The organism is Corynebacterium sp. HMSC034B08 (assembly GCF_001835805.1).
In the GTDB taxonomy this organism is placed as follows: domain Bacteria; phylum Actinomycetota; class Actinomycetes; order Mycobacteriales; family Mycobacteriaceae; genus Corynebacterium; species Corynebacterium coyleae.
Genome location: NZ_KV825964.1, coordinates 381,444 through 402,679, shown reverse-complemented (window position 1 = coordinate 402,679; position 21,236 = coordinate 381,444). Strand labels below are relative to the sequence as shown.

Sequence of the window (21,236 nt, the reverse complement as noted above, 5' to 3'; positions counted from 1 at the left end):
TGCCCGAGCATAGTGCACCCGCTCGACACTGCCCGGGCTACGAATGCTGCGCCAAACCGTCCAGCAAAAACTTCACGGCCGCAGCATGCATCTGCGCAGAATCGTCTTCGTACGTGTCCGAAACACTGCCGGTCGCTTCCGCAAGTTGTGTGCTTGCTTGGTGCACGGCGGCATCCCCAAGCGTCAAATGCAACAGGCCGAGAGCCACAGCACGCATCTCGCTTGACGACGACCCCTCACCCGAATACTCACGCACCGACGCAATAAACAATTCCGACAACTGGGCGCGAACCTCAGCGTCCGGCTGACTCACTGCAGCCACAAGCACCTCTGCGCCATCGCGGATGCCGAGCACCGCTTCCCGCAGCGCGCGACTTAGCTCAGCTGGGTCGGCAACTGGATCGCTCATGAGAGGGCGCACAATATGCTCCGCCAACGACGCGAGCAACTCCTGCTTGTTGGCGATATGCCAGTACAACGCGCCGGGGGCGACGCCCAGCGACGACGCCACACGCCGCATGGAAACATCAGCCAAACCGTACCCAGACAGCAGCTCAAGCGCCGCCTGCGTGATGCGCTCGCGAGACAATTGCATGACACACCACCCTAGACCGAAGTGGCCGAAACATGGGTTTACGTGACTTCACAGGAACCATTCAGAACAATAGTACGGACGTTCAACCGTCAGGTAAGCGTTGCGTTGGTACTCTTTGGGACGAACGTCCCGTCGTGGCGCCAATCCACGCCCAAGACGGTTGCCCGCGTCCAGCGAACGGATGGGGTGAAACTAGGAAGGTAGTCAAAGATGAAAATGAACACTACGTCCGGCATGGCAGCATGCGTAGCTGCAGCAATGCTCGTACTTCCGCTTTCGGCATGCGGATCCTCCGACGAAGGCAAGTCCGGAGGGCTGTCCACCGCTGCTGAGGCTGCTCCGGCCGATACGGCTGTCGAGTCCACGGTGTCCGAGAATGCCGATAAGAGCGAAGGAAAGAAGGACGACGCAAAGAAGGACGAGAAGAAGGCAACCGCCACGACTTCGAAGAAGAAGGAGTCGAAGGAAGAGGGCGGTAACCAGGGCGAGGCGCCGACCCTTGCCAACCCGTTTGAGAACGGCATGCCGGAAAACACCAACCAGCCGCTCGAGGGCGCGCAGGAAGGCACCGACGAAGACCGCAAGCAGATGGAAGACACTGCACGTGCTGTGCTGAACCCGGGTTCTTTCGCTGACTGGACCCGCACCATCTTGGACAATTCCTGTAAGGCAGTCGCTGACCCGATGATGGAGGAACTGGAGCGTCAGGGTCTGACCCTTGAGCAGGTTGAAGAGGCGGGCCGCCTTGCTGAGCAGCAGGGCCAGGCGCTCGAGCTGCCGAAGTCCGAGGTCAGCATTTCCGACGTTCGTGTGGACGGTAACCGTGCGTCTGCCAACCTGACTGCAAAGAACGCAAACGGTGAAGAAACCCAGGTCATGATCTTCGAGAAGGAAGACGGCCGCTGGAAGTTCTGCAACTAGTGATGGGATCTGGTGCAGGGCTGCTCGCGCTAGCCCTGCTCCTCGGTATCGCTGGAGGTTTCGCCTGGGGTGGTCTTCGTCCCGCATACGTCGGCGTGATCACAGAAAGCGGCGGTATCGGGGTCGACGAAGTGGCAAGCCCTGTGAATGTACAGTTCACAGGGTTTGCGAATGTACAGTTCACAGGGTTTGCGTGGTTTGTGCTGCTGGCACTCCTGCTCGGGGTGGTGCTTGGCGCCGTGGGGTGGCGCAGCGTGCGCCGCGGCAGGGTCGGCGGTTCTGTGTGGTGGATGCTGTGGATCATGACCGTTGCCGTACTCGGCGCGATCTCGATCTACTTGTTTGGTGACTGGTTGAGCCTCAAACTGCACCCCAGGCCTACCCACGATGTCTTGGAAACCGGATCGAGCTTCACGCTTGTCCCGCCGGTTTCGCCGGGGGTCGGGTGGGCTGTTGCGCCGCTGACAGCTGGTCTGGTGTTTTGGATCGGCAACCTGCGCGCCTATGCGCGTGAACCACGCGGGGATGACGACAGCCGTCTGTAAGGCCCCGAACGGCCGGAATCGGACTGCGTCGTTACACTGACGGCGTACACAGCTTGAACGCGCCAATAACGCAGGAGGTTCGCCCAGTGGCAGGTGCCGGAAACACATTCTTCATTCTTTTGCTGTTCCTCCTTGCAGGCATCCTCGTCGGTGGAGTGTGGTCGTCGTATCAGAACGGCTCCTCAAGAGCGGTGACTGCCGTCCTCGCGCTTCTTGCAGTTATGGCAGCCCTAGGTGGTGTGCTGATGTTGGTGGAGGTGATGTGAGATGTTCGGAGTTCGGCCCCTTACCCGCGACGAGGTTGATTCGCTAACCAATGTGTGGCGGGCCCGTGGTTTGATCCCGGTGCTCGTCGCCGTTGCATCCGCCTTCGCCGCCTGGTCGCTTCTGTTGCCGGTAGTGCCCACAGCCGTCATCGATGCCGGACAGTCTGCATCCCTTGCCGGGCTGTCCACTGGTGTGTTCATGCTGGCAACAGTGCTCACGCAGGTTTGTACACCGTGGGCTCTGCGGAGGTTCGGCTACAGCATCATCATGGCAGTGGCCTCAATGCTTCTGGGTATCCCGGCGTTGGGGTACATCATCGGCATGGATGCAGCGCCGCTGCTGACGGTTAGTGCGATTCGTGGCATCGGCTTCGGTGCATTGTCCGTGGCTGAAGCGGCGATTATCGCGGAGCTGGTACCGCTGCGCCTGCTCGGCAGTGCCACGGGAATTTTCGGTGGTGTTGTCGGCCTTGCTCAGATGATTGCGCTGCCATCGGGCTTGGCCCTGGTGGACAGGATTGGCTACGACGCCGTGTACATGATCGCGGCATCGATCGGTGGCATCTCGCTCATTGCCTGTGCGGCGATCCCTGCTATTCCACCACCGGATTCCGAGCCAGAGACCACAAACATGGTCCATGTGCCCATGTGGCATCTGGTGCTCGTGCCGGCACTCGCGTTGATGTTTGTGACCACTGCTTACGGTGCGATCACGAACTTCTTGCCGGTCTCCATGCGTGATCTCGACCCGGCCACGGGTGCCGCGATGGGTGGCGTAATGCTCGGCGTGATGAACTTTGCGTCGATGATCTCGCGCTACACGGCAGGCAAGATCATGGACCGTCGTGGGCAGCCCGGCACCGTGCTCATCCCATGCCAGGTCCTTTGTGCACTCGGCGTGTTGCTCATGGCTGCCATCTTGGCGCTTGAGCTACCGGTGTGGACCATGCTGCTGGCCGCCCTGTGTTACGGCGCAGGCTTCGGCGCGGTGCAAAACGAGGCACTGACCATGATGTTCTACCGCCTGCCGCGCTCGAAGACCTCGGAAGCTTCTGCTATCTGGAACATTGCTTTCGACGGCGGGACGGGCCTGGGTTCTACCTTCTACGGCATGCTCATTGCCACGATGGCGTTCGCGCCGATGTTTGGCATCGCCTCCGGTGTCATCGCGATTGGGCTGATTGTCACGTTGCTTGACCGTCAGTTGGGCCGTCACCGTGTGGTGGAAGTTAACAATCTGTCGGCTCGTTTGAAGGCTGTGCAGGCGCCGCGTCGTTATCCGTCGAAGAATAAGAAGCAGCCGAAGAACCAGTAATCGGGGGAGCGGATACACTACGCAACCATGACGAACACCCCGGCAAGCCCGACAGTCGCGGTACTTGATTACCTCGGCAGTGAGACCACCACCAGCCTTGTCAGTGCTTTGGTGAATGCAGGTGCTGATGCTTTTGCCACCACTGACCCCGACAAGGCTGTGCAGGCAGGCGGTCTTGTCCTGCCTGGTGGGGCATCGTTTGCAGACGCTGCTGCGGCGATCAAGCGCATCAAAGGGGATCGCATCGTAGGCCAGCGTCTGGCAGGGGGTAGGGCACTGCTTGCGGTCGGCACTGGAATGCACGTGCTTTTCGACGACGCCGTGACCGGCAGCCGCACCACACCAGGCCTTGGGGAGTGGCCGGGCCAAGTTGTGGAGGCAGCATTTGAAGCGGGGGAGTACCCCGTCGTGGCGGCAGATGGTTCGAAGCTGCTGGCCGGAATTGTTGGAGACGTGTTCTTCGACGCGCCACAAGCCGTGAAGTCGTTCCCGTTGGCAGAGGATGACTTCATCGCCTACCCGAAACTGTCTTGGGCAGACATCAACGGCGAGCGCATCCTTGCCGCTGTAGAAAATGGGCCATTGTGGGCGATGGCGTTCGACCCAGCCATGTCCGGTGAGGTTGGTGTGAGCGTGCTGGGCAACTGGGTGCAGCAGCTGCAGCCGGAGGTGTCTCATGCATAAGCCGGCGGAGCTGCTTGATGCTGCATTGTGCGCGGTTGATGAGGCGCGTGAGGTATTCGTCGACAAAGTGGGGGCTGCTCCTGCACTGCGCAAGGGGGCCGGCGACTTTGCCACAGAGGCTGATCTGATCATTGAGAAGCTGTTGCGCAAGCGTCTGACGGACACGACTGGCATTGCGGTGTACGGCGAGGAACAAGGCGGGTCGTTTGATCTGGAGGCGTGCTGGGTTGTTGACCCGATCGACGGTACGTCGAACTACTCGTCCGGCAATCCGAACTGCGCCATCCTGTGCACGCTGCTGCTTGGTGGAAAACCGGTCGCAGCGATTACCGATGCGCCGCTGCTGAACATGCGCCTCACCGCGGTCGATGGCGAGCCCGTGCACCTCAACGGCAACGCCTTGCCACCGGTTGGTGCGCTGACTTCCGCTGCGGAGCAGGTGGGGATTGGCTCGTTGGCCTCGGCGGATAGGCAGCGATACCCAGCATCGTTCCGTCTCGACTTGGCAGGCGCACTCACGGATTCGCACCTGCGGCCGCGCATCAGCGGATCGGTCGGCGTTGACCTGGCCTTCGTCGCGCAGGGGATCTACCAGGCTGCGGTCAGTTTTTCCCCGCACATCTGGGATAACGCAGCTGGTGTGTTGTTGGCGCGCAGTGCAGGGGCGAACGCAAGCGCGTTTGATGGTTCGGAATGGACTCCGACCACCGCCGGTGTGGTTATCGGTACACCGCATGCGCATCGTACTGTGCTCGATGCGATCCAGATGGTTGCAAAGTAGCGGAAGGACGCTTCAGATGAAGAAGAACAAAACCGGTGCACTGCTGCTCGGTGTGGCGGGTGCGGTGATGTGGGGCTTTTCCCGCATGGACTGGGTGACCGCGAAGTACAACGACGACCTCTCCGGCGAAGGTGTAGCAACCATCACCGGCGCGGAGTGGTCCACCGAGATCACCGCAGTGGCGGTGCTGCTGCTCGCCGGTGCGATTGCCGCGTTTGCGTTGCGCAAGGTCGGTCGTCGTGTCGTTGGCGGAATTTGCGCGCTCGCCGCCGCTGCTGCTGTCATCCCAGCAGCAGCGCTTCTGGCGCGTGGTGCTGACCATGAGCGTATCCACGCCATCTTGACGGCAGGGGCGGAACAGGCAGCCACGGATACGTCCTCCGCTGCTATTGCGAACTGGGCGGAGATCACCGCCGCCGACGTTGCTGTGGTAGGCCCAGTACTCACGATCGTGGGATGTGTGCTGGGGGTGATTGGCGGTGCGATGCTCGTCGTCAAGCCTGGCGAGGATGCGCCGAAGCAACACAAATACGAGAAGGAAGCTGTGCGCAAAGAAACCATCCGTCACGACCTGAAAGAGGAGCCGGATTCCGGACGCGTGATGTGGGATGCGCTCGACGCGGATATCGACCCGACCGAAACTGGTGACGAGGATTTTCGTCCTACGCAGGGCAACCGCTAACCTATAGCGCTATAGGCCGTATCACCTGGAGGTAGGCGCATGTCGGCACCGAGCGCAGTATCAAACGTTGTCGCTGGTGTGCTCCGTGATGTCGAAAAACGCGAAGCGGTCGTGCCTTTCCAGGAAATCAAGGCCCGCTCGCGCGACATGCCCCCAACCCGCGATGCTAAAGCAGCACTTTTGCGCCACGGCTGCGGGGTCATCGTGGAGATCAAACGCAACTCGCCAGTTTTTGGCCCAACCGCGGTAGGCAGACGCTCGATCGAGTCGGTTGCCCAAGACATCGAGCGCGGTGGCGCCCACCTCATCGCTTGCCAGACAGAGCGGCTGCGTTTCGACGGCTCCCTGGCAGATCTGGCCAACGCCCGCGCAGCCGTAAGCCTGCCGATGGTGTGTCGCGATGTCATCGTCGACCCGTACCAGATCCACGAGGCCCGTTGCTACGGCGCCGACATGCTCCCGCTGCAGGTAGGCATCCTCGAACAGCCGCGCCTGGAGGCACTGCTGGACCGAGTGGAATCGCTGGGCATGGTCGGTGTGGCCGAGGTGCGCACGCCAGCGGAGGCGGATCGGGCCCTTAAGGCCGGCGTGAGTGTGATCGCGGTGAACTCCTGGACCTTTGACACCAACGACCTCAACCGCAACGCCTTTGCGGATATCGCGCCGGGGCTTCCCACCGAAGTGATCAAGATCAGCCTGGGTGGTGTGACCACTCCGCGTGACTTGATGGACGCCGCCGCGTGTGGTGCGGATGCCGTGTTGGCAGCGGAGGCTGTGATGGCGTCTGGCGATGTGTACGAGGCAACCCGCTCTTTGGCGGCCGCGGGACAGCACCCAGCCTGTCCATCGCGGAATTAAACTGGCACACTGTTGGGCGTGCAAACAACACTTCTGGCAAACATTCCTTCCCCGCCGCAGGGGGTGTGGCAGCTCGGACCGATTCCGATTCGTGCCTATGCGCTGTGCATCATGGCGGGCATTGTTGTCGCGCTGTTGATTTCCCTGCGTCGCTACAAGGCCCGCGGTGGTAATCCGGAGACGATCTGGGATGCAGCGATCGTGATTATCCCGACCGGCATTATCGGCGGGCGCCTTTACCACGTGATCACGGATTACGATAAGTACTTCGGTGAGGGCAAGAACCCGTGGAAGGCCTTCGACATCACCTCGGGTGGGTTGGGCATCATCGGCGCAGTCGCGCTGGGAACCCTGTGCGTGTGGGTGATGATGCGCCGCAAGGGCCTTCCGTTCGCGCCACTTGCGGATGCAGTTGCGCCGACGGTGATTCTCGCCCAAGGCATCGGCCGGTTGGGCAATTACTTCAACCAGGAGCTCTATGGGGCCGAAACCAATGTGCCGTGGGCGCTGGATATTTACTACCGCGTCAACGAGGCGGGGGAGTTCGCGCCGCTGACCGGCCGGTCCACCGGTGAGGTGATCGCGAGCGTGCACCCGACGTTCCTCTACGAGCTGATCTGGAACGTTGCGGTGTTCTTCCTGCTCATCTGGATTGACCGCCGCCGGCGCCTTGGCCATGGCAGCGTGTTTTGGCTCTATGTCGCGGGTTATACCCTTGGCCGGTTCTTCATCGAGCAGATGCGTAGCGACGAAGCCACGCTCATCCTCGGCCTGCGCGTCAACACCTGGATGACCGCAATCTTGTTCATCATCGCGGTGGTGATGTTCATGCGCACACCGAAGGGGCGCGAGACCCCGGAAGAGGTCGATCCGGATTACAACGCACCGTCCACGGCAGAAGAGGACAATCCGGAGTACCGTGTTGCGGTGGAAGACACGCGAGAAGCCTACGAAGGTGAGGTTGGAAAACGTGGATAGGAAAACGAAGATCGTTTGTACGCTCGGTCCCGCTGTGGCCAGCAAGGATGCGATCTTAGGACTCGTGCGCGACGGCATGGATGTCGCGCGCCTGAACTTTTCGCACGGCGATTACCCGGATCACGAGCAGAATTACCGTTGGGTGCGCGAAGCCACTGATGAGACCGGCCATGCGGTCGGCATTTTGGCGGACTTGCAGGGCCCGAAGATTCGCCTTGGCCGCTTTGAAGGCGACGGCAAAACCTACTGGGAGACGGGCGAAACCGTCCGCATCACCGTCGACGATGTTGTAGGTACGCACGACCGTGTGTCTACGACGTACAAGCAGCTGGCCAAGGATGCGAAGCCGGGGGATCGTTTGCTTGTCGACGACGGCAAGGTCGGCCTCGTCTGCACCGACATCGACGGCAACGACGTGGTCTGCCGCGTCACCGAAGGCGGCCCGGTGTCGAACAACAAGGGCGTGTCGCTTCCCGGTATGGACATCTCCGTGCCTGCGCTGAGCGAGAAGGACAAGGAAGATCTGCGGTTCGCGCTGAAGCTCGGCGTGGACATTATTGCGTTGTCGTTCGTCCGTTCGCCGTCTGATGTCGACCTCGTGCACGAGATCATGGATGAGGTCGGCCGGCGCGTGCCGGTCGTCGCAAAGCTGGAAAAGCCCGAGGCTGTCGACGCGTTGGAGTCCATCATCCTTGCATTCGACGCGGTGATGGTCGCTCGTGGTGACCTGGGCGTGGAGATCCCGCTCGAGCAGGTGCCGGCTGTGCAGAAGCGTGTGATTCAGATCGCGCGTGAGAATGCGAAGCCGGTGATCGTCGCAACGCAGATGCTCGATTCGATGATTGAGAACTCCCGCCCCACCCGTGCGGAGGCCTCCGACGTAGCCAACGCGGTGCTCGACGGCGCGGATGCCGTGATGCTGTCCGGCGAGACATCCGTCGGCGTGGATCCACACAACGTGGTACGCACCATGAGCCGCATCGTGCGTTCTGCGGAAACGATGGGCAACGTCCCGCCGCTGAACCACATTCCGCGCACCAAGCGTGGCGTGGTGTCCTACTCGGCGAACGACATTGCGCGGCGACTCAACGCGCGTGCCATTGTCACGTTTACGACCTCCGGCGATACTGCACGCCGCGTGGCGCGTCTGCACCCGGACCTGCCACTGCTCGTGTTCACACCGGTGCAGCAGGTGCGTTCGCAATTGGCCATGACCTGGGGTGCGGAGACGTTCCTGTGCGATGAGGTCAACAGCACCGACGAGATGGTCAAAGTTGTGGACAAGCAATTGCTAGCCATGGACCAGTACCACGAAGGCGACACCATGGTGGTCGTCGCGGGCACCCCGCCAGGAGTTGCGGGCACTACCAACACGATCCTCGTGCACCAACTCGGCGAGGACACGCGAAACCCCTAACGCGTTACCCTGGTGGGCATGCCTGAAACACATGCTGGAATCCAAGTACGCGATGCCCACCTACACAACCTGCGCAACGTGGACGTGGATATCCCACGCGGCACTCTCGTTGCGGTGACAGGGGTGTCAGGCTCCGGTAAGTCGTCGCTGGCGTTCGGCACCATCCACGGGGAGGGGCAACGGCGCTACCTGGAGTCGGTGGCGCCGTTTGCGCGTCGCCTGATTGGTTCTGCAGTAGACCCGCAGGTCGGCGCGGTTGAGGGACTGCCGCCGACCGTGGCGCTCGAACAGTCCACCTCCGGGGGCGGGGCGCGCTCGACGGTGGGGACGGTCTCGGCGCTGTCCAACAGCATTCGTCTGCTGTACTCGCGCGCTGGCGATAACCCGAAGGGGCTGTACTCCGACTCGTTTTCGCCCAACACGCCGGAAGGCATGTGCCCGACGTGCCAGGGCACAGGTGTCGTGCACGAGCCAACCGAAGAGTCGATGGTGCCGGACCCGACGCTATCCATCGAGGAGGGCGCGATTAAAGCCTGGCCTGGCGCGTGGGCAGGTAAGAACTTCCACGACATTTTGCAGACGCTGGGCTACGACCTCGATTCACCCTGGCAGGATCTGCCGAAGAAGGACCGTGACTGGATCCTGTTCACCGACGAGCGCCCCGTGGTGACCGTGAAACCGCTGCGCGGCGCGGACCAGATCCAGCGAAACTACAAAGGCACCTGGCGATCTGTGGCGTCGTATCTGACCAGTACACTCGCCGAAACACAGTCCGATACCCTGCGCAAACGCGTGCTGTCCTACATGGAGTCACGCGTCTGCGAGACCTGCCACGGCCGTCGCCTCAACCCGGAAGCACTCAAGGTTACCTATGCTGGCATGCCCATCGACGAGCTCGGCGCCTTGCCTCTCGACCGTGTCTATGAGGTACTCGCGGCACAGAAGCCCTCGGAGGGCTCCGCCGAAGACTTGCTGCTCAAACAGATTTTGCCCGCGGTGCAGTCCGCACTCGACTTGGGCCTTGCGCACTTGAGCCTGGATCGGCCCGCGCCCACGTTGTCCGCGGGTGAGTTGCAGCGCATCCGTTTGTCCTCGCAGCTGCGCTCAGGCCTGTTCGGTGTGGCGTATGTGCTCGACGAGCCGTCAGCGGGCCTACACCCGTCCGAGCGTGGTGCGGTGCTGGATATTTGCCGCCGATTCATCGACGCAGGCAATTCCGTTCTCTTGGTGGAACACGACATGGAACTCGTTGCCCAGACTGACTGGCTCGTCGACGTCGGGCCGCTCGCGGGTGAGCGCGGCGGCGAAGTGGTCTATTCCGGCCCCACCAGCGAATACTCCGGCGATGCGCCAACTGCCCGCGCGCTTGCCAACCGCAAGCTCTCGCTTAACGACGACCCCCGCGCCGCAACCGGCGAACTTTCCCTGTCCGGTGTCTCGGCCCGCTCCATCGACGGCCTGGATGTGTCGTTTGGGATGGGGCAGTTCACCGCCGTGGCTGGTGTGTCTGGTTCAGGCAAGTCGACGCTGGTCAGCACCGTTCTCGCCGGTGTCCTTCGCGACGCCGCCTCTACCGTTGTTGATGAAGACGATGAGGTGGGACAGGAGGGCGAGTGGGGCGTCGATAAGCATGATGGCTTTGACGCTGTCACCCGCGTCGTGCAAATTACCCAAAAGCCGATCGGGCGCACCCCGCGGTCAACCCTGGCCACCTACACCGGACTCTTCGACGGCGTGCGCAAACTCTTCGCCGCAACCGACGAAGCAAAGCGGCGCAAATGGAGCGTGTCGCGCTTTTCCTACAACGTCAAGCAAGGGCAGTGCCCGACCTGCGGCGGCGCCGGCAAGATCGAAGTCGAGCTCGTGTTCCTGCCCGGCTCGTACACCACCTGCCCCGACTGCGGCGGTGCACGCTACAACGACGAAACCCTCGAAGTGACCTGGGAAGGACTCAGCGTTACGGACGTGCTGGAGTTGACCGTCGACGAAGCCGCGGACGTATTCGCCGACGAACCGAAGATCCTGCGCGCCGTCGAAACTCTGCAAGCCGTGGGGCTGGGGTACCTGCGCCTCGGCCAGGGCGCGCCCGAACTGTCCGGTGGCGAGGCACAGCGCATCAAACTCGCCACCGAGTTGCAGCGCTCCCGCAACTCGCGCCGGGGCCACACCGTGTACCTCCTCGACGAGCCCACCACCGGCCTGCATCCCGCCGACATCTCACTGCTAGTCAAGGAACTCAACAGCCTCGTCGAAGCGGGCCAAACCGTGATCGTGGTCGAGCATGACGTCTCCGTGATCGCGCAGGCGGACCGTGTCATCGAGATGGGCCCCGGCGCTGGCGCAGACGGCGGACAAGTTGTGGCTTCGGGCACCCCGTCAGAGCTCGCAAAGTGCGACACCGCAACAGGGCGCGTGCTCGCCGAGCGGTCGGCATAGTCCCGGGGGCTCGCTGGGTTTCGGACCCGGCGGTGGTGCGACGCTATGCAGCGGCATAGTGTGTTGGCGGTTGTAGAGACTATGCAGCGGCATAGTCCTGGGGACCCACGGTGTTTCGCTATGCCTCGATGTGCCATTCGGTCGTAAAACTGCCCCACCACCAGTCGCGCCACTCGTTGAAACTTGGGTGGACCGGCGGAGTGATCACATCGTCGCCTACATGCAGTTCGCTGACGGGGCTAATGCCGTGGAGCGAGTTGAGGAACCACAACGGGTGCTTGGCGGCGAGTTCGGGTTTGAGCTGACGGCGCTCCACCCGCATATCTAACTTCTCGGCGCGCGCGACAACCTGGTGCAGTGTGACACTCGGCAGCCACACGCCGTCGGGGATGCACAGCGTGTCGCCGTCCCACATCACCAGCGCGCCGGTGGTTGTTTCCAGCATGGCGCCATGCTTATCGACGACCACCGTGTCGTCCGTTCCCGCCACCTGATACCGGTCGCGATAGGTCCGCAGAGAGCCGAAGTCGGGCCCCTTCACCTCGGGCTGGGTGCGCGGGTCTGGGGCTTGCGTGTAGGTCAGTGAGGTGGTGGGGCGAGGGGATGGGGCGGGGCGGACGTCGAGAAGCAAAAGCCCTGAGGAGAGCGCGATGCGGGGGAAGAGTTCGCCTTCGCTGAGCAGCGGCAGCATCGCGTCGACAAACCCGGCGGGGAGCGGACCGGCGGTGCGAGTGAAGCGCTCGATGTGCAGGCTGAGGCCGTTGGTGCTGCCGGAGGAGTGGCGCCAAGAATCTGCGACGTCGATGGGGCCGTCAAGGAAGTCACGTGGAACAAACGCGCCGTGCCCGGCGTACTTACGCATCCCACGCTCCTAAAACGGACTGGGCCTTCAGGTTGCGCTCGGCGAGCTCAGCGGAAGGGTCGGAGGCGAGTACGATCGCGCCACCTGCACCGACTGTCACAGTGGAGCCAGCGCGTACTGCGGTGCGGATGACCACCGACAGGTCGGCTTGGCCGTCGAACCCGATGTAGCCGAGCGCGCCCGAGTAGACGCCGCGCGGGGAGGTTTCCAGCCGGTCGATGATTTCGCACGTCCGTAGTTTCGGTGCGCCGGTCATGGAACCGGGCGGGAAGGTGGCACGGATGGCGTCGACGGCAGTGGCTCCCTCGCGTAGCTGCCCGGTGATGGTGGAAACCAGTTGGTGCACGGTGGCATACGACTCCACCTGCATCAGACCCGGGACCTGTACGCTGCCGGGTTCGCAGACGCGGGAAAGATCGTTGCGCAGCAGGTCGACGATCATGAGGTTTTCGGCGCGGGTTTTGTCGTCGTGAAGCAATGCGGGGTCCTGATCAGCGGCGATGGTGCCCTTGATCGGCTTGGCCTCCACCTCGCGGCCTCGCACGGTGAGGAAACGTTCGGGCGAGGCGCTGGCGACTTCCACACCGTCGAAGATGAGGTGCGCGGCATATGGCGCGGGGTTGTGCTCACGCAGCGGCGCATAGATCTCGCCGGTTGCTTCGGCGGTGTAGGTGTCGGTCAGGCAGACCTCGTAACTCTCACCGGCGCGCAGCAGGTCCTGTGCTTTCTCGATGCAGTCGAGGTAGTCGGGGTTGCTCCAGGAACCATTGCTAATCGACGACCCCCGCGCACCGTCCGCCCCATCCAAGGCCTTCTCGAGGCGGTCAAGGAGTGCATCCGTGCCGTCGCCGGCGAGTGCACACAAGTGGGCGATTTCGGCCTCGTGGTCGTAAACGATGAACGATTGCGGGCGCACAAAGTAAGCGTCCGGGTATGGGGAGCGGTGGCGCAGCGTGATCGGAAGGGTAAGCTCCGCGCACTCGTAGCCGAGGTACCCAATGACACCGCCGGTAAAGGGCAGGTCAGGCGCGTCGTGGAGAGGGGCGGATAGTTCGTGTTGGAGGGTGTGGAGGATATCGGGGTCGCTACCAAGCGAATAGCGAAACGAGCGCGACAGGGCGCCCGCGGTGTCTCCGAGGATGGAGAAACGCCCGCGGGGGTCGGCGGAATCGAGGAAAAACGCATCGTTGCCGTCGCGCTTGATCGCGTTGAAGACGCGCTGGCAGTCGAGTGCGCCGGGCACCTCGCGGTGCAGCAACCGCCAGCCGCCGAGGAAGTTACGCATGATCGCGGCGCCGTGCTCAGTCAGCACCGATTCGGGGTGGAACTGCACACCCCAATGCGGAGCGCCATCGACCTTGAGCGCCTGGATGACGCCGTCTTCGCTGCGAGCGTGCACGGTGACGCCGGGGATTTCCTCGACGTGCAGAGAGTGGTAGCGCACCACCTGAAAACCCTGCGGAATACCAGCGAAAATGCCCTCACCGGAATGGGTAATTGTGGAAACGAACCCGTGGCGAGGCTCCGGAGCACGAGTGACGGAGGCCCCTGCGAGCATCGCCAGACCCTGGTGTCCCAGACACACGCCCAGCAGCGGGACCCCGGAATCGGCGGCAGCCTCAATCACGCGCCGGGACGTACCAAAGTCTTCCTCGCGTTCGGGGGTACCTGGCCCGGGGGAGATCACAACGTGGCTGAACTCGCCGGCGCGCACACGCTGTGGAAGGTCAGCACCCTCGCCAGCAGGCACAACGAGTGGTTCGCGGCCGGCAGCCTCGGCGATGAGGTGGGCGAGGTTGAACGTGTATGAATCGTAATTGTCAATGAGCAGGATCATCGATTCGGAATCGTATAGCGTTGACGCGCATGGACGCCAGCATCCGACAAGCAAGCGCACAAGACGCCATCGCCATTGCCGACATGCACTACCGCTCCCGTGCCCAAGCATTCCGGGGGCATATTGACGACGACGTCCTCGACGATCACGCAGCACTCGAACAACAGTGGGTCGAGTACTTCCGCAACCCGAACGGCCGCGTCGCAATCGCGGAGTTTGACGGAAAGATCATCGGGTTGGCGTACGGCATCCCAGGCGAGCGCACCGAACTTCGCAACCTGTACCTGCTCGAGGACGCAGCAGGGACCGGAGTGGCGCCGAAGCTTCTCGACGCCGTCATCCACCCCGGCGAACCAGCATTTCTCTGGGTGGCAGACTTCAACGACCGCGCCCAGGCCTTCTACACCAAGCAAGGCTTTGCGTTTGATGGTGAGTCGAAAACCCATGAGCGGGACAAGATCACCACCAAACGCATGGTGCGCGATTAGTTGATCGGGGTTGGGCTGATCTTCCAGACCTCGTCGGCGTAGTCGCGGATGGTGCGGTCGGAGGAGAATCGGCCAGACTCGCAAATGTTGATCCAGCACTTCCGCGCCCACTCGTCCTGGTCGGCGTAGTAGTCAGCGGCCATACGGTCGCGAGTCGCACGGAAATCAGCGAAGTCGCCTAAGACGTAGAAGACGTCGCGCTCGCCGTAGCCGTTGTCGTCGAGAAGTGATGCGCGAATGTCGTGGAAGGCTCCGGTGCCACGGTCATCCAAGGTGCCGTCGACAAGCGCATCGAGTGCGCGCATGAGCCCTGGGGTCTGCTCCGCAACCTGGCGCGGGTTGTAGTGCGCCTTCAACTCCGGCAGGTCCTCCTCGCGGGCGCCGAAAATGTAAGCATTGTCCTCGCCGACGGCATCGACAATCTCCACATTCGCGCCATCCATCGTGCCCAAGGTGAGAGCGCCATTCATCATGAACTTCATATTCGAGGTTCCCGACGCCTCTTTGCCAGCGGTGGAAATCTGCTCGGAAACATCCGTTGCCGGGATGATCTGCTCGGCGGGGGAGACGTTGTAGTTCTCCACGAACACCACGTGGATGTACTGAGACGCCACGGGGTCATTATTCACCAGCTCAGCGATGGTGTTGATGAGCTTGATGATGCCCTTCGCCGTGACGTACCCCGGGGCCGCCTTCGCACCAAAGATGAACGTGCGCTTCGGAATGTTGTGCTCGCCATCCTTGGTGATCCGGAAGTACAGATCCAGGATGTACAGGGCGTTCATCAACTGGCGCTTGTACTCGTGCAGACGCTTGATCTGGGTGTCAAAGATCGAGTCTGGGTCGATCACCGCACCCTGGCGGGCGTTGATCCATCCGGCGAAGTCTCGCTTGTTCGCTGCCTTGATCTCGCGCAGCTCGCGCATGATATCCGGGTCGTCCGCGAAGCGGCGCAGTTCCTGCAGCTTGGACAGGTCGGTGACCCACTCGTCCGATCCCGCGAGACGGTCCAGCAACTCAGACAAACGCGGGTTGCACATCCGTAGCCAACGGCGCGGGGTCACACCGTTGGTTTTGTTGTTAAAGCGTTCCGGATACAGCCCGTGCCAGAAGCCGAGCGTGTCGCGTTTGATGATCTCCGTGTGAAGCGCAGCCACACCATTGACCGAATAGGAGGCGTAGCAGGCGATCCATGCCATGTGGACGCGACCGTCGTGGATCGGGGAGTGGTGGTGCGCCGTTTCTGGATCCACCCCGCGGGCCTCCATATCAAGGCGGTAACGGCGGTCAATCTCTTCCACAATCTCCCAGATGCGCCAGAAGAGCTGCTTGAAGATGGACTCCTCCCAGGTCTCCAGCGCCTCCTGCAGCACCGTATGGTTGGTGTAGGCAAACGTGTTGGTGGTGACTTCCCAGGCGTCATCCCAGCCGAGTCCGTGCTCGTCCATAAGCAAACGCATCAGCTCAGGAATGCCGAGCACCGGGTGTGTGTCGTTGAGCTGGATCGAGTTGTACTTGTGGAAGTTGCGCAGGTCGTCGCCGTGGGCGGCGCGGTAGTCGTCGATAAGTTCCTGCAATGATGCAGACACGAAGAAGTATTGCTGACGCACGCGCAGCAACTTGCCGGCGTACGTGGTGTCGTTCGGGTAGAGCACACGCGTGATGTCGTGGACAGCCTCGCGCTCAAGGATCGCGTCGGCAAAGCGCTGAGAATTGAACGCGTCATAGTCGAACTCATCGATCGGGGAAGCGTCCCACAGACGCAGTGTGCCCACATTGTTCGTGCCGTAACCCGTGATCGGCATGTCGTACGGAATTGCGCGCACATCCATGTCGTCGAAATGAACAATGCGCTGCTCAGAGCCACGACGCACGATAAACGGGTAGAACGATTCCTTCCAACGGTCCGGGTGCTCGCGCTGGAAGCCGTCCTCGAACTCCTGGCGGAACAACCCGTAGCGGTACAGCAGGCCATAGCCGGTCAGCGGATAGTCCTGCGTCGCTGCCGAATCCAAGAAGCAGGCGGCGAGGCGGCCGAGCCCGCCATTGCCCAGTGCCGCGTCGTGTTCTGCCTCCAACACGTCGGAGAGCTCGTGGCCCAACTCGCGGGCCACAGCCTCAGCCTTATCGACGAGCCCAAGGTTCGTCAGATTGTTCAGCAGCGCACGGCCCTGCAAAAACTCCGCCGAGAAATACGCAGCGCGACGAGTCTTGCGGTAGGTATTGCGAGTTTCATCCCAATCGTCGGCGATCTGCTCAACGACAGCGGCCGACAAGCCGGTCCAAAACTTCTTTACGGTTGCGGCTTGCGGCGACTTGCCGGCAAAGCCACGGACATGGCCTGCGATCGTCTGCTCAAATGCGGGTGACTGCTTGGAGAACGTCATGGCGCCCAAGCGTACCGCCAGTTAGCCAGCTAGGTAGGTCAAGACAGCAACTGCGGCCGAGCGTGTGGCAGCAGAAATCGTGGGCTCATAATCCGGCAGGAAGTTCGGCATATGGTTGACCGGAACATCCTCGGCAACCCTATCCTCCGCGACAGCACGATCCCACACGTCGCGCGGGGTGCATCCGATGAGCCAGAAGAGGTACGGCGCCCCAAACGTTTGACCGATGATCGGGAAGTCCTCGGAAACCGTCTTCGGATCCGACGTGACCGAGTCCTCACCGAACACCGCATCGAAGTTCGCGCGCACTGCGGAAAAGACCGCCTCGTCGTTGTCCAACAGTTCGCCGTGAGCAAAGTACTCGATGCCAGCCGTGCCCTCCGCGCCCGAGGCAGCTACCTCGGCATGGACAACACGCTCGATGGCGGCATACACGCGTGCCTTGACCTTGTCGTCGTAGAAACGGCAGTTGAGCACCAACTCCGCCGACCCTGGAATGATATTGATCGCGCGCCCAGCACTCATGCTGCCGACGGTGACCACCGCGAAATCCGCCGGATTGACCTCACGCCCCACAATCGCCTGCAGACGAGCGATAATCATCGCGGCAGTAAACGTGGGATCCACCGAGTTGTGCGGCATCGAACCGTGGGCCGAACGGCCGGGAATGTGCACCCTGATCGAATCACAAGCAGCGAACTGCGGGCCGGGCTTGGACATGACCTCGCCAGCGCGACCAGGCATCACGTGCAGGCCCAACACCACGTCCGGGGTGGGCACCTTCTCAGCCAGGCCGCCATCGGCCATGTCTTGGGCGCCCGCAGCCAGCTCCTCGCCAGGCTGGAACAATGCGATAAACGTGCCCGACCAGTGGTCGCGCGTGTTGTCCATGACGTGGCACAAGCTCAGCAGAGCCGTGGTGTGGATGTCGTGGCCGCAAGCGTGCATCGTGCCGGTCGTGTGCCCATCCGCAGTGGTGACCACCTTGCGGGAAGCAAACGGTACGCCGGTGCGCTCCGTGACCGGAAGGCCATCAAAGTCGGCTCGGTAGAGCGCTGTCGGGCCTTCGCCGTTGCGAAAGACTGCGCAGATGCCGTACTTGCCAATCGGGGCAACAACCTCGCAATCAAGCGGCTTCAACTCATGCAGGATTCGCTGGTAGGTCTCCTCCTCGTGCATGGAGAGCTCCGGGTTAGCGTGCAGTTCCTCGTAGAGTCGGCGCTGCCAGGCTGCATCAACCTGGTACGTATCCAAGATGTCGGCGATGTTGCTCATAGTCTCGTTACCTCTCTACGTTCGGGGCCAAACCTTGGGTATAGCGCAGCACGTTCGGCCTAGGCGTGCATTCTTGGCCTATACGGATACTAGGCGCGACCGTTCCCACGGCACGCAAGCGCTCCAGTTCCGTGGTGACGCGGTCGTGGACATCAAAGGGCGAAAGCGTATTGACGAAGATCTGCGTGCCGCCCTCAAAACCCGCAACAGTAGAGATGCGCCACTTCACATTGATACGCCACGGCATTGGCACCTCGACATCGTGTGGTTTGTAGTGCCACTCTTCGTTCGTGGCCACACGGGTACCGGTCGCGGCGTGTGCGGCGTGGAGCAGGTCCGACATGGCACGGACCTCGTCGTCAGTGTGCAGCCATGGCTCGCATGCTTCCGACTTCGAATACACCGTCATCGTGGGGTAGCGGTGCCCCACACCGGCAACTAGGACGGCGTGGTCGTTCTCCGCGATGACCAGGTTGTTGTCGAAAGCGGGGTTCACACCCCAGTCGTTGTACATGTTCGGGTGCTGCTGCAACTTGGCGATTTCGGACTCAGCGTTGACGCCATGCTCGTCGATAGCAACCAACTGCTTATGCAGGTGTTCAAAGGACGCGCCGGCTGCGGCGAGCCAGTTTTGAAACACCACAACATAGCGGGCGTGACGGTGGTGAGTGATGAGGTCGTGCAACGAATCGACGGTGAAGGCGATGAACTGGTAATGCTCATCCGCAGTGAGCGAGCCTGAGCCTGCGAGGTCGGAGGTGTCGCGGGCGTCGTCGATAAAGTGCCGCCTTGCAATGATGACGTCGTGCCCACCACCAAAATAAGCAGGCGCGATGCTGAGCAGTTGCTCGTCCGGCAGATCCGGATCCTGACCCGACGCAGACAAGCGCGTGCGCACAATATCCAACACGTGGTGTCGGCCAGACGGGTCCGACAGGTAGCGCTCCATGTGCTCCTGCCAATCTTTTGACATTTCCGCACCATAGTTTTCGCGCCAGTAGTCGTAAGAAACGATCTCGAACAGGTTGGGCACGCGCCGAAAGTCGGCCTGTGTCGCATCGAGTTCATCCGGCATGACATTGCGCAGAATGTCGAAACCCGTGCTGGTAGTCACCAGTCGCGAACGCTCCGGGGGAGTATGCAGCATGCGGTCCGCGCAGAAATTACACGTATCGGTGTGCGCGCCGGGGCCAAGTGCTGCAGGTTCGTTCGGCTGGGGGTGAAGCGGACGGTTGCCACGGCCAGGCACCGTCCACACATGGGTTCCGGTGAACGGATTGACCTGCTTTAACGTGCCGTCCTTCATACGTTGCAGCGCTGTGTGCTGCGCGGGCGTCGGGTTGACAGCAGCGTGAGACATGAACGACACCCTACCGCCCCGAGCGTCTAGCCTTATGCCCATGTCTGTCATTCAATTCGACGTCCTCGTCCCACCCGCGGCAGCTCCAGAGGTACGCGACGCATTCCAGCGCGCCCTCGACATCCTGGTGCGCCGCGAGATGCTCACCTCCGGCAGCGTGACTATGGAGCAAGTGCGTATCGACGACACCGTGCACGCCCAGCTCGCCGAAACCTATGAACACGACCGCGGCGAGCCAGCAGACGACGCTGAAATCCACCGCTACCGCATCGAGTCCGAAGGCGCGGACAGTATTAACCGCCTCGCTATGGGGCTCTCACGCATCCTGACCCCCAAGCGCGACCTGCCACGCGACCCCGTGGCGCTCGAGGACCAGGACAAGTTCGAGGCCCCGTCGATTTATCCCTGGACAGTTGAAGTGTTGAGGTAAGCGACCGCAATCTCCGCACCGGCGCGAACGAGCTGCTCGCGGACGTCGTCAATCTCGGGCAGCGTCACTGCGAGAGTTCCGTCGGCGGGCTGCTCGTCGAAACGCCCTGCAGCAATCGCGAATACCGCACCTGCTTCCGCAGCAAGCTCGCCGACCACAGACGCCACCTTGCCGGTGCCTGTCTGTCCATCGAAGCGACCTTCGCCGGTGATCACCAACGCAGCGCCATCGATCTGCTCAGTCAGCCCGTTGGAATCTGCGACAACGCGCGCGCCGGGCACGATAAGCACGTGGGAATCGGTCCCGTGCAGCATGGTGGAAAGCCATGTCAGGCCGATGCCCACGCCGCCCGCCGCACCAAGCCCCGGGGTTGTGGGGTCGATCTCTGCGACCTCGCACAGTCGAGCAAGGCCACGATCCAAGAGTTCAACATCGTCGGTGGTCGCGCCCTTTTGTGGGCCGAACACGTGAGCTGCACCGTTCGGGCCTGTTGCTGGTGCAGACGTGTCAGTGAGCAGCACCCACTCCATAGCGCCAGCAGGGACATTGACTTTGGCAGTGTCGAAATCTGCAAGGTTTTCCAACGCGCCACCGCCAGGTTTTAGCTGATAGCCAGCAGCGTCGAGGGGGTTGACACCGAGCGCCACCAGAATGCCGGTACCGCCATCGACCGTTGCGGTGCCACCGAGACCAAGCACGATACGTTTCGCGCCGCGGGTCTCCGCATCAGCGATGAGCACACCGGTGCCGTAAGTGTCGCCGGTCAGCGGGGCCGGCTTTTCCACAGCGGGCAACCCAGAAGCAGCAGACACATCGATATAGGCGGTGGAGGAGGGGGCGTGGAATGTGTATTCGGCTTCGGTAAGGCGACCGTCTGCTGTGGTCGTCGGTAAGCAAATGCGTTCCCCCTCAAACAACGCGGACGTGCCCTCGCCACCGTCGGCCATCGGGGCAAGGATGATTTGGGCATCGCGGATCACGCTTGTCACACCCTCTGCCAGCCATTCAGCAGCCTCCTGCGCAGTAGCAGTGGACTTAAACGAATCCGGGGCGATGACGATTTTCGGCGACGGAGCCGGGTCGAAAGAGGAAGACATGCGGGCAAGTTTAACCGGAAGA

At 62.0% G+C, this 21,236-nt stretch carries 20 protein-coding genes; 13 read left to right on the top strand and 7 right to left on the bottom strand.

Annotated elements, in window-relative coordinates:
- Positions 1-37 precede the first annotated feature (37 nt).
- The gene (locus tag HMPREF2656_RS08350; RefSeq protein ID WP_070816315.1) at positions 38-595 is read right to left on the bottom strand and encodes a TetR/AcrR family transcriptional regulator; all 558 of its coding nucleotides are present in this window, start codon (positions 593-595) and stop codon (positions 38-40) included.
- 210 nt (positions 596-805) lie between these two features.
- Here HMPREF2656_RS08350 and HMPREF2656_RS08345 point away from each other — a divergent pair, with 210 nt between their 5' ends.
- The 11 genes from HMPREF2656_RS08345 (at position 806) to HMPREF2656_RS08295 (ending at position 11,478) form a co-directional block, all read left to right on the top strand.
- Positions 806-1,516: a hypothetical protein gene (locus tag HMPREF2656_RS08345; protein ID WP_070422224.1), complete on the top strand. Its 711-nt coding sequence runs from the start codon at positions 806-808 to the stop codon at positions 1,514-1,516.
- Complete coding sequence (locus tag HMPREF2656_RS08340) at positions 1,516-2,061, top strand: hypothetical protein (RefSeq protein WP_141761043.1); 546 nt, start codon at positions 1,516-1,518, stop codon at positions 2,059-2,061. The genes HMPREF2656_RS08345 and HMPREF2656_RS08340 overlap by 1 nt, the downstream gene beginning before the upstream one ends.
- Before the next feature lie 86 nt (positions 2,062-2,147).
- Positions 2,148-2,327, top strand: a complete 180-nt coding sequence (locus HMPREF2656_RS08335) for a hypothetical protein (RefSeq protein WP_070483940.1) — start codon at positions 2,148-2,150, stop codon at positions 2,325-2,327.
- A gap of 1 nt (position 2,328) precedes the next feature.
- Positions 2,329-3,642 (top strand): MFS transporter, encoded by a 1,314-nt coding sequence (locus HMPREF2656_RS08330; RefSeq protein ID WP_070816313.1) that lies wholly within the window; start codon positions 2,329-2,331, stop codon positions 3,640-3,642.
- A gap of 27 nt (positions 3,643-3,669) precedes the next feature.
- On the top strand, positions 3,670-4,326 hold the full coding sequence (locus tag HMPREF2656_RS08325) for a type 1 glutamine amidotransferase family protein (protein WP_070816312.1): 657 nt from the start codon (positions 3,670-3,672) through the stop codon (positions 4,324-4,326).
- Positions 4,319-5,107 carry an inositol monophosphatase family protein gene (locus HMPREF2656_RS08320; protein ID WP_070816311.1) on the top strand — a complete coding sequence of 263 codons (789 nt, stop codon included), beginning with the start codon at positions 4,319-4,321 and terminating at the stop codon, positions 5,105-5,107. The genes HMPREF2656_RS08325 and HMPREF2656_RS08320 overlap by 8 nt, the downstream gene beginning before the upstream one ends.
- A gap of 16 nt (positions 5,108-5,123) precedes the next feature.
- The gene (locus HMPREF2656_RS08315) at positions 5,124-5,789 is read left to right on the top strand and encodes a TIGR02234 family membrane protein (protein ID WP_070450939.1); all 666 of its coding nucleotides are present in this window, start codon (positions 5,124-5,126) and stop codon (positions 5,787-5,789) included.
- A gap of 39 nt (positions 5,790-5,828) precedes the next feature.
- A complete protein-coding gene (locus tag HMPREF2656_RS08310) occupies positions 5,829-6,647 on the top strand; it encodes an indole-3-glycerol phosphate synthase TrpC (protein ID WP_070422231.1) in 819 nt (272 codons plus the stop codon).
- 18 nt (positions 6,648-6,665) lie between these two features.
- On the top strand, positions 6,666-7,625 hold the full coding sequence (gene lgt, locus HMPREF2656_RS08305) for a prolipoprotein diacylglyceryl transferase (protein ID WP_070816405.1): 960 nt from the start codon (positions 6,666-6,668) through the stop codon (positions 7,623-7,625).
- The gene (gene pyk / locus HMPREF2656_RS08300; protein WP_070483934.1) at positions 7,618-9,042 is read left to right on the top strand and encodes a pyruvate kinase; all 1,425 of its coding nucleotides are present in this window, start codon (positions 7,618-7,620) and stop codon (positions 9,040-9,042) included. The genes lgt and pyk overlap by 8 nt, the downstream gene beginning before the upstream one ends.
- An 18-nt stretch (positions 9,043-9,060) precedes the next feature.
- Positions 9,061-11,478 (top strand): excinuclease ABC subunit UvrA, encoded by a 2,418-nt coding sequence (locus HMPREF2656_RS08295; RefSeq protein WP_070816403.1) that lies wholly within the window; start codon positions 9,061-9,063, stop codon positions 11,476-11,478.
- Between the two features lie 118 nt (positions 11,479-11,596).
- Here HMPREF2656_RS08295 and HMPREF2656_RS08290 read toward each other — a convergent pair whose 3' ends face one another.
- Positions 11,597-12,340: an aminotransferase class IV gene (locus HMPREF2656_RS08290; RefSeq protein WP_070816310.1), complete on the bottom strand. Its 744-nt coding sequence runs from the start codon at positions 12,338-12,340 to the stop codon at positions 11,597-11,599.
- Positions 12,333-14,177 carry a chorismate-binding protein gene (locus HMPREF2656_RS08285; protein WP_070450947.1) on the bottom strand — a complete coding sequence of 615 codons (1,845 nt, stop codon included), beginning with the start codon at positions 14,175-14,177 and terminating at the stop codon, positions 12,333-12,335. The genes HMPREF2656_RS08290 and HMPREF2656_RS08285 overlap by 8 nt, the downstream gene beginning before the upstream one ends.
- Positions 14,178-14,206: 29 nt before the next feature.
- Here HMPREF2656_RS08285 and HMPREF2656_RS08280 point away from each other — a divergent pair, with 29 nt between their 5' ends.
- Positions 14,207-14,665, top strand: coding sequence for a GNAT family N-acetyltransferase (locus HMPREF2656_RS08280; RefSeq protein WP_070450949.1), 459 nt, complete (start codon positions 14,207-14,209; stop codon positions 14,663-14,665).
- Here HMPREF2656_RS08280 and HMPREF2656_RS08275 read toward each other — a convergent pair.
- The 3 genes from HMPREF2656_RS08275 to HMPREF2656_RS08265 are packed head-to-tail and all read right to left on the bottom strand — an operon-like array spanning position 14,662 to position 19,687.
- Entirely contained in the window at positions 14,662-17,052 is a 2,391-nt protein-coding gene (locus HMPREF2656_RS08275) for a glycogen/starch/alpha-glucan phosphorylase (RefSeq protein WP_070816309.1), read from the bottom strand. The two genes, HMPREF2656_RS08280 and HMPREF2656_RS08275, sit on opposite strands and share 4 nt — an antisense overlap.
- Positions 17,053-17,073: 21 nt before the next feature.
- Positions 17,074-18,327 carry an amidohydrolase gene (locus HMPREF2656_RS08270; protein WP_070422237.1) on the bottom strand — a complete coding sequence of 418 codons (1,254 nt, stop codon included), beginning with the start codon at positions 18,325-18,327 and terminating at the stop codon, positions 17,074-17,076.
- A 7-nt stretch (positions 18,328-18,334) separates the two neighbouring features.
- Complete coding sequence (locus HMPREF2656_RS08265; protein ID WP_224213725.1) at positions 18,335-19,687, bottom strand: DUF4921 family protein; 1,353 nt, start codon at positions 19,685-19,687, stop codon at positions 18,335-18,337.
- 40 nt (positions 19,688-19,727) lie between these two features.
- Here HMPREF2656_RS08265 and HMPREF2656_RS08260 point away from each other — a divergent pair, with 40 nt between their 5' ends.
- Positions 19,728-20,117, top strand: a complete 390-nt coding sequence (locus tag HMPREF2656_RS08260; protein WP_070422386.1) for a hypothetical protein — start codon at positions 19,728-19,730, stop codon at positions 20,115-20,117.
- Here the strand turns inward: HMPREF2656_RS08260 and HMPREF2656_RS08255 are convergent.
- Complete coding sequence (locus HMPREF2656_RS08255) at positions 20,087-21,214, bottom strand: glycerate kinase (protein WP_070816308.1); 1,128 nt, start codon at positions 21,212-21,214, stop codon at positions 20,087-20,089. The genes HMPREF2656_RS08260 and HMPREF2656_RS08255 overlap by 31 nt on opposite strands.
- Positions 21,215-21,236 lie beyond the last annotated feature (22 nt).

What these genes read in the sequence shown, in the direction of transcription:
- HMPREF2656_RS08350 (WP_070816315.1), bottom strand. Translation starts at nt 595, where the DNA reads ATGCAATTGTCTCGCGAGCGCATCACGCAGGCGGCGCTTGAGCTGCTG.
- HMPREF2656_RS08345 (WP_070422224.1), top strand. Translation starts at nt 806, where the DNA reads ATGAAAATGAACACTACGTCCGGCATGGCAGCATGCGTAGCTGCAGCA.
- HMPREF2656_RS08330 (WP_070816313.1), top strand. Translation starts at nt 2,329, where the DNA reads ATGTTCGGAGTTCGGCCCCTTACCCGCGACGAGGTTGATTCGCTAACC.
- HMPREF2656_RS08325 (WP_070816312.1), top strand. Translation starts at nt 3,670, where the DNA reads ATGACGAACACCCCGGCAAGCCCGACAGTCGCGGTACTTGATTACCTC.
- HMPREF2656_RS08320 (WP_070816311.1), top strand. Translation starts at nt 4,319, where the DNA reads ATGCATAAGCCGGCGGAGCTGCTTGATGCTGCATTGTGCGCGGTTGAT.
- HMPREF2656_RS08315 (WP_070450939.1), top strand. Translation starts at nt 5,124, where the DNA reads ATGAAGAAGAACAAAACCGGTGCACTGCTGCTCGGTGTGGCGGGTGCG.
- HMPREF2656_RS08310 (WP_070422231.1), top strand. Translation starts at nt 5,829, where the DNA reads ATGTCGGCACCGAGCGCAGTATCAAACGTTGTCGCTGGTGTGCTCCGT.
- HMPREF2656_RS08295 (WP_070816403.1), top strand. Translation starts at nt 9,061, where the DNA reads ATGCCTGAAACACATGCTGGAATCCAAGTACGCGATGCCCACCTACAC.
- HMPREF2656_RS08290 (WP_070816310.1), bottom strand. Translation starts at nt 12,340, where the DNA reads ATGCGTAAGTACGCCGGGCACGGCGCGTTTGTTCCACGTGACTTCCTT.
- HMPREF2656_RS08285 (WP_070450947.1), bottom strand. Translation starts at nt 14,177, where the DNA reads ATGATCCTGCTCATTGACAATTACGATTCATACACGTTCAACCTCGCC.
- HMPREF2656_RS08280 (WP_070450949.1), top strand. Translation starts at nt 14,207, where the DNA reads ATGGACGCCAGCATCCGACAAGCAAGCGCACAAGACGCCATCGCCATT.
- HMPREF2656_RS08275 (WP_070816309.1), bottom strand. Translation starts at nt 17,052, where the DNA reads ATGACGTTCTCCAAGCAGTCACCCGCATTTGAGCAGACGATCGCAGGC.
- HMPREF2656_RS08270 (WP_070422237.1), bottom strand. Translation starts at nt 18,327, where the DNA reads ATGAGCAACATCGCCGACATCTTGGATACGTACCAGGTTGATGCAGCC.
- HMPREF2656_RS08265 (WP_224213725.1), bottom strand. Translation starts at nt 19,687, where the DNA reads ATGTCTCACGCTGCTGTCAACCCGACGCCCGCGCAGCACACAGCGCTG.
- HMPREF2656_RS08260 (WP_070422386.1), top strand. Translation starts at nt 19,728, where the DNA reads ATGTCTGTCATTCAATTCGACGTCCTCGTCCCACCCGCGGCAGCTCCA.
- HMPREF2656_RS08255 (WP_070816308.1), bottom strand. Translation starts at nt 21,214, where the DNA reads ATGTCTTCCTCTTTCGACCCGGCTCCGTCGCCGAAAATCGTCATCGCC.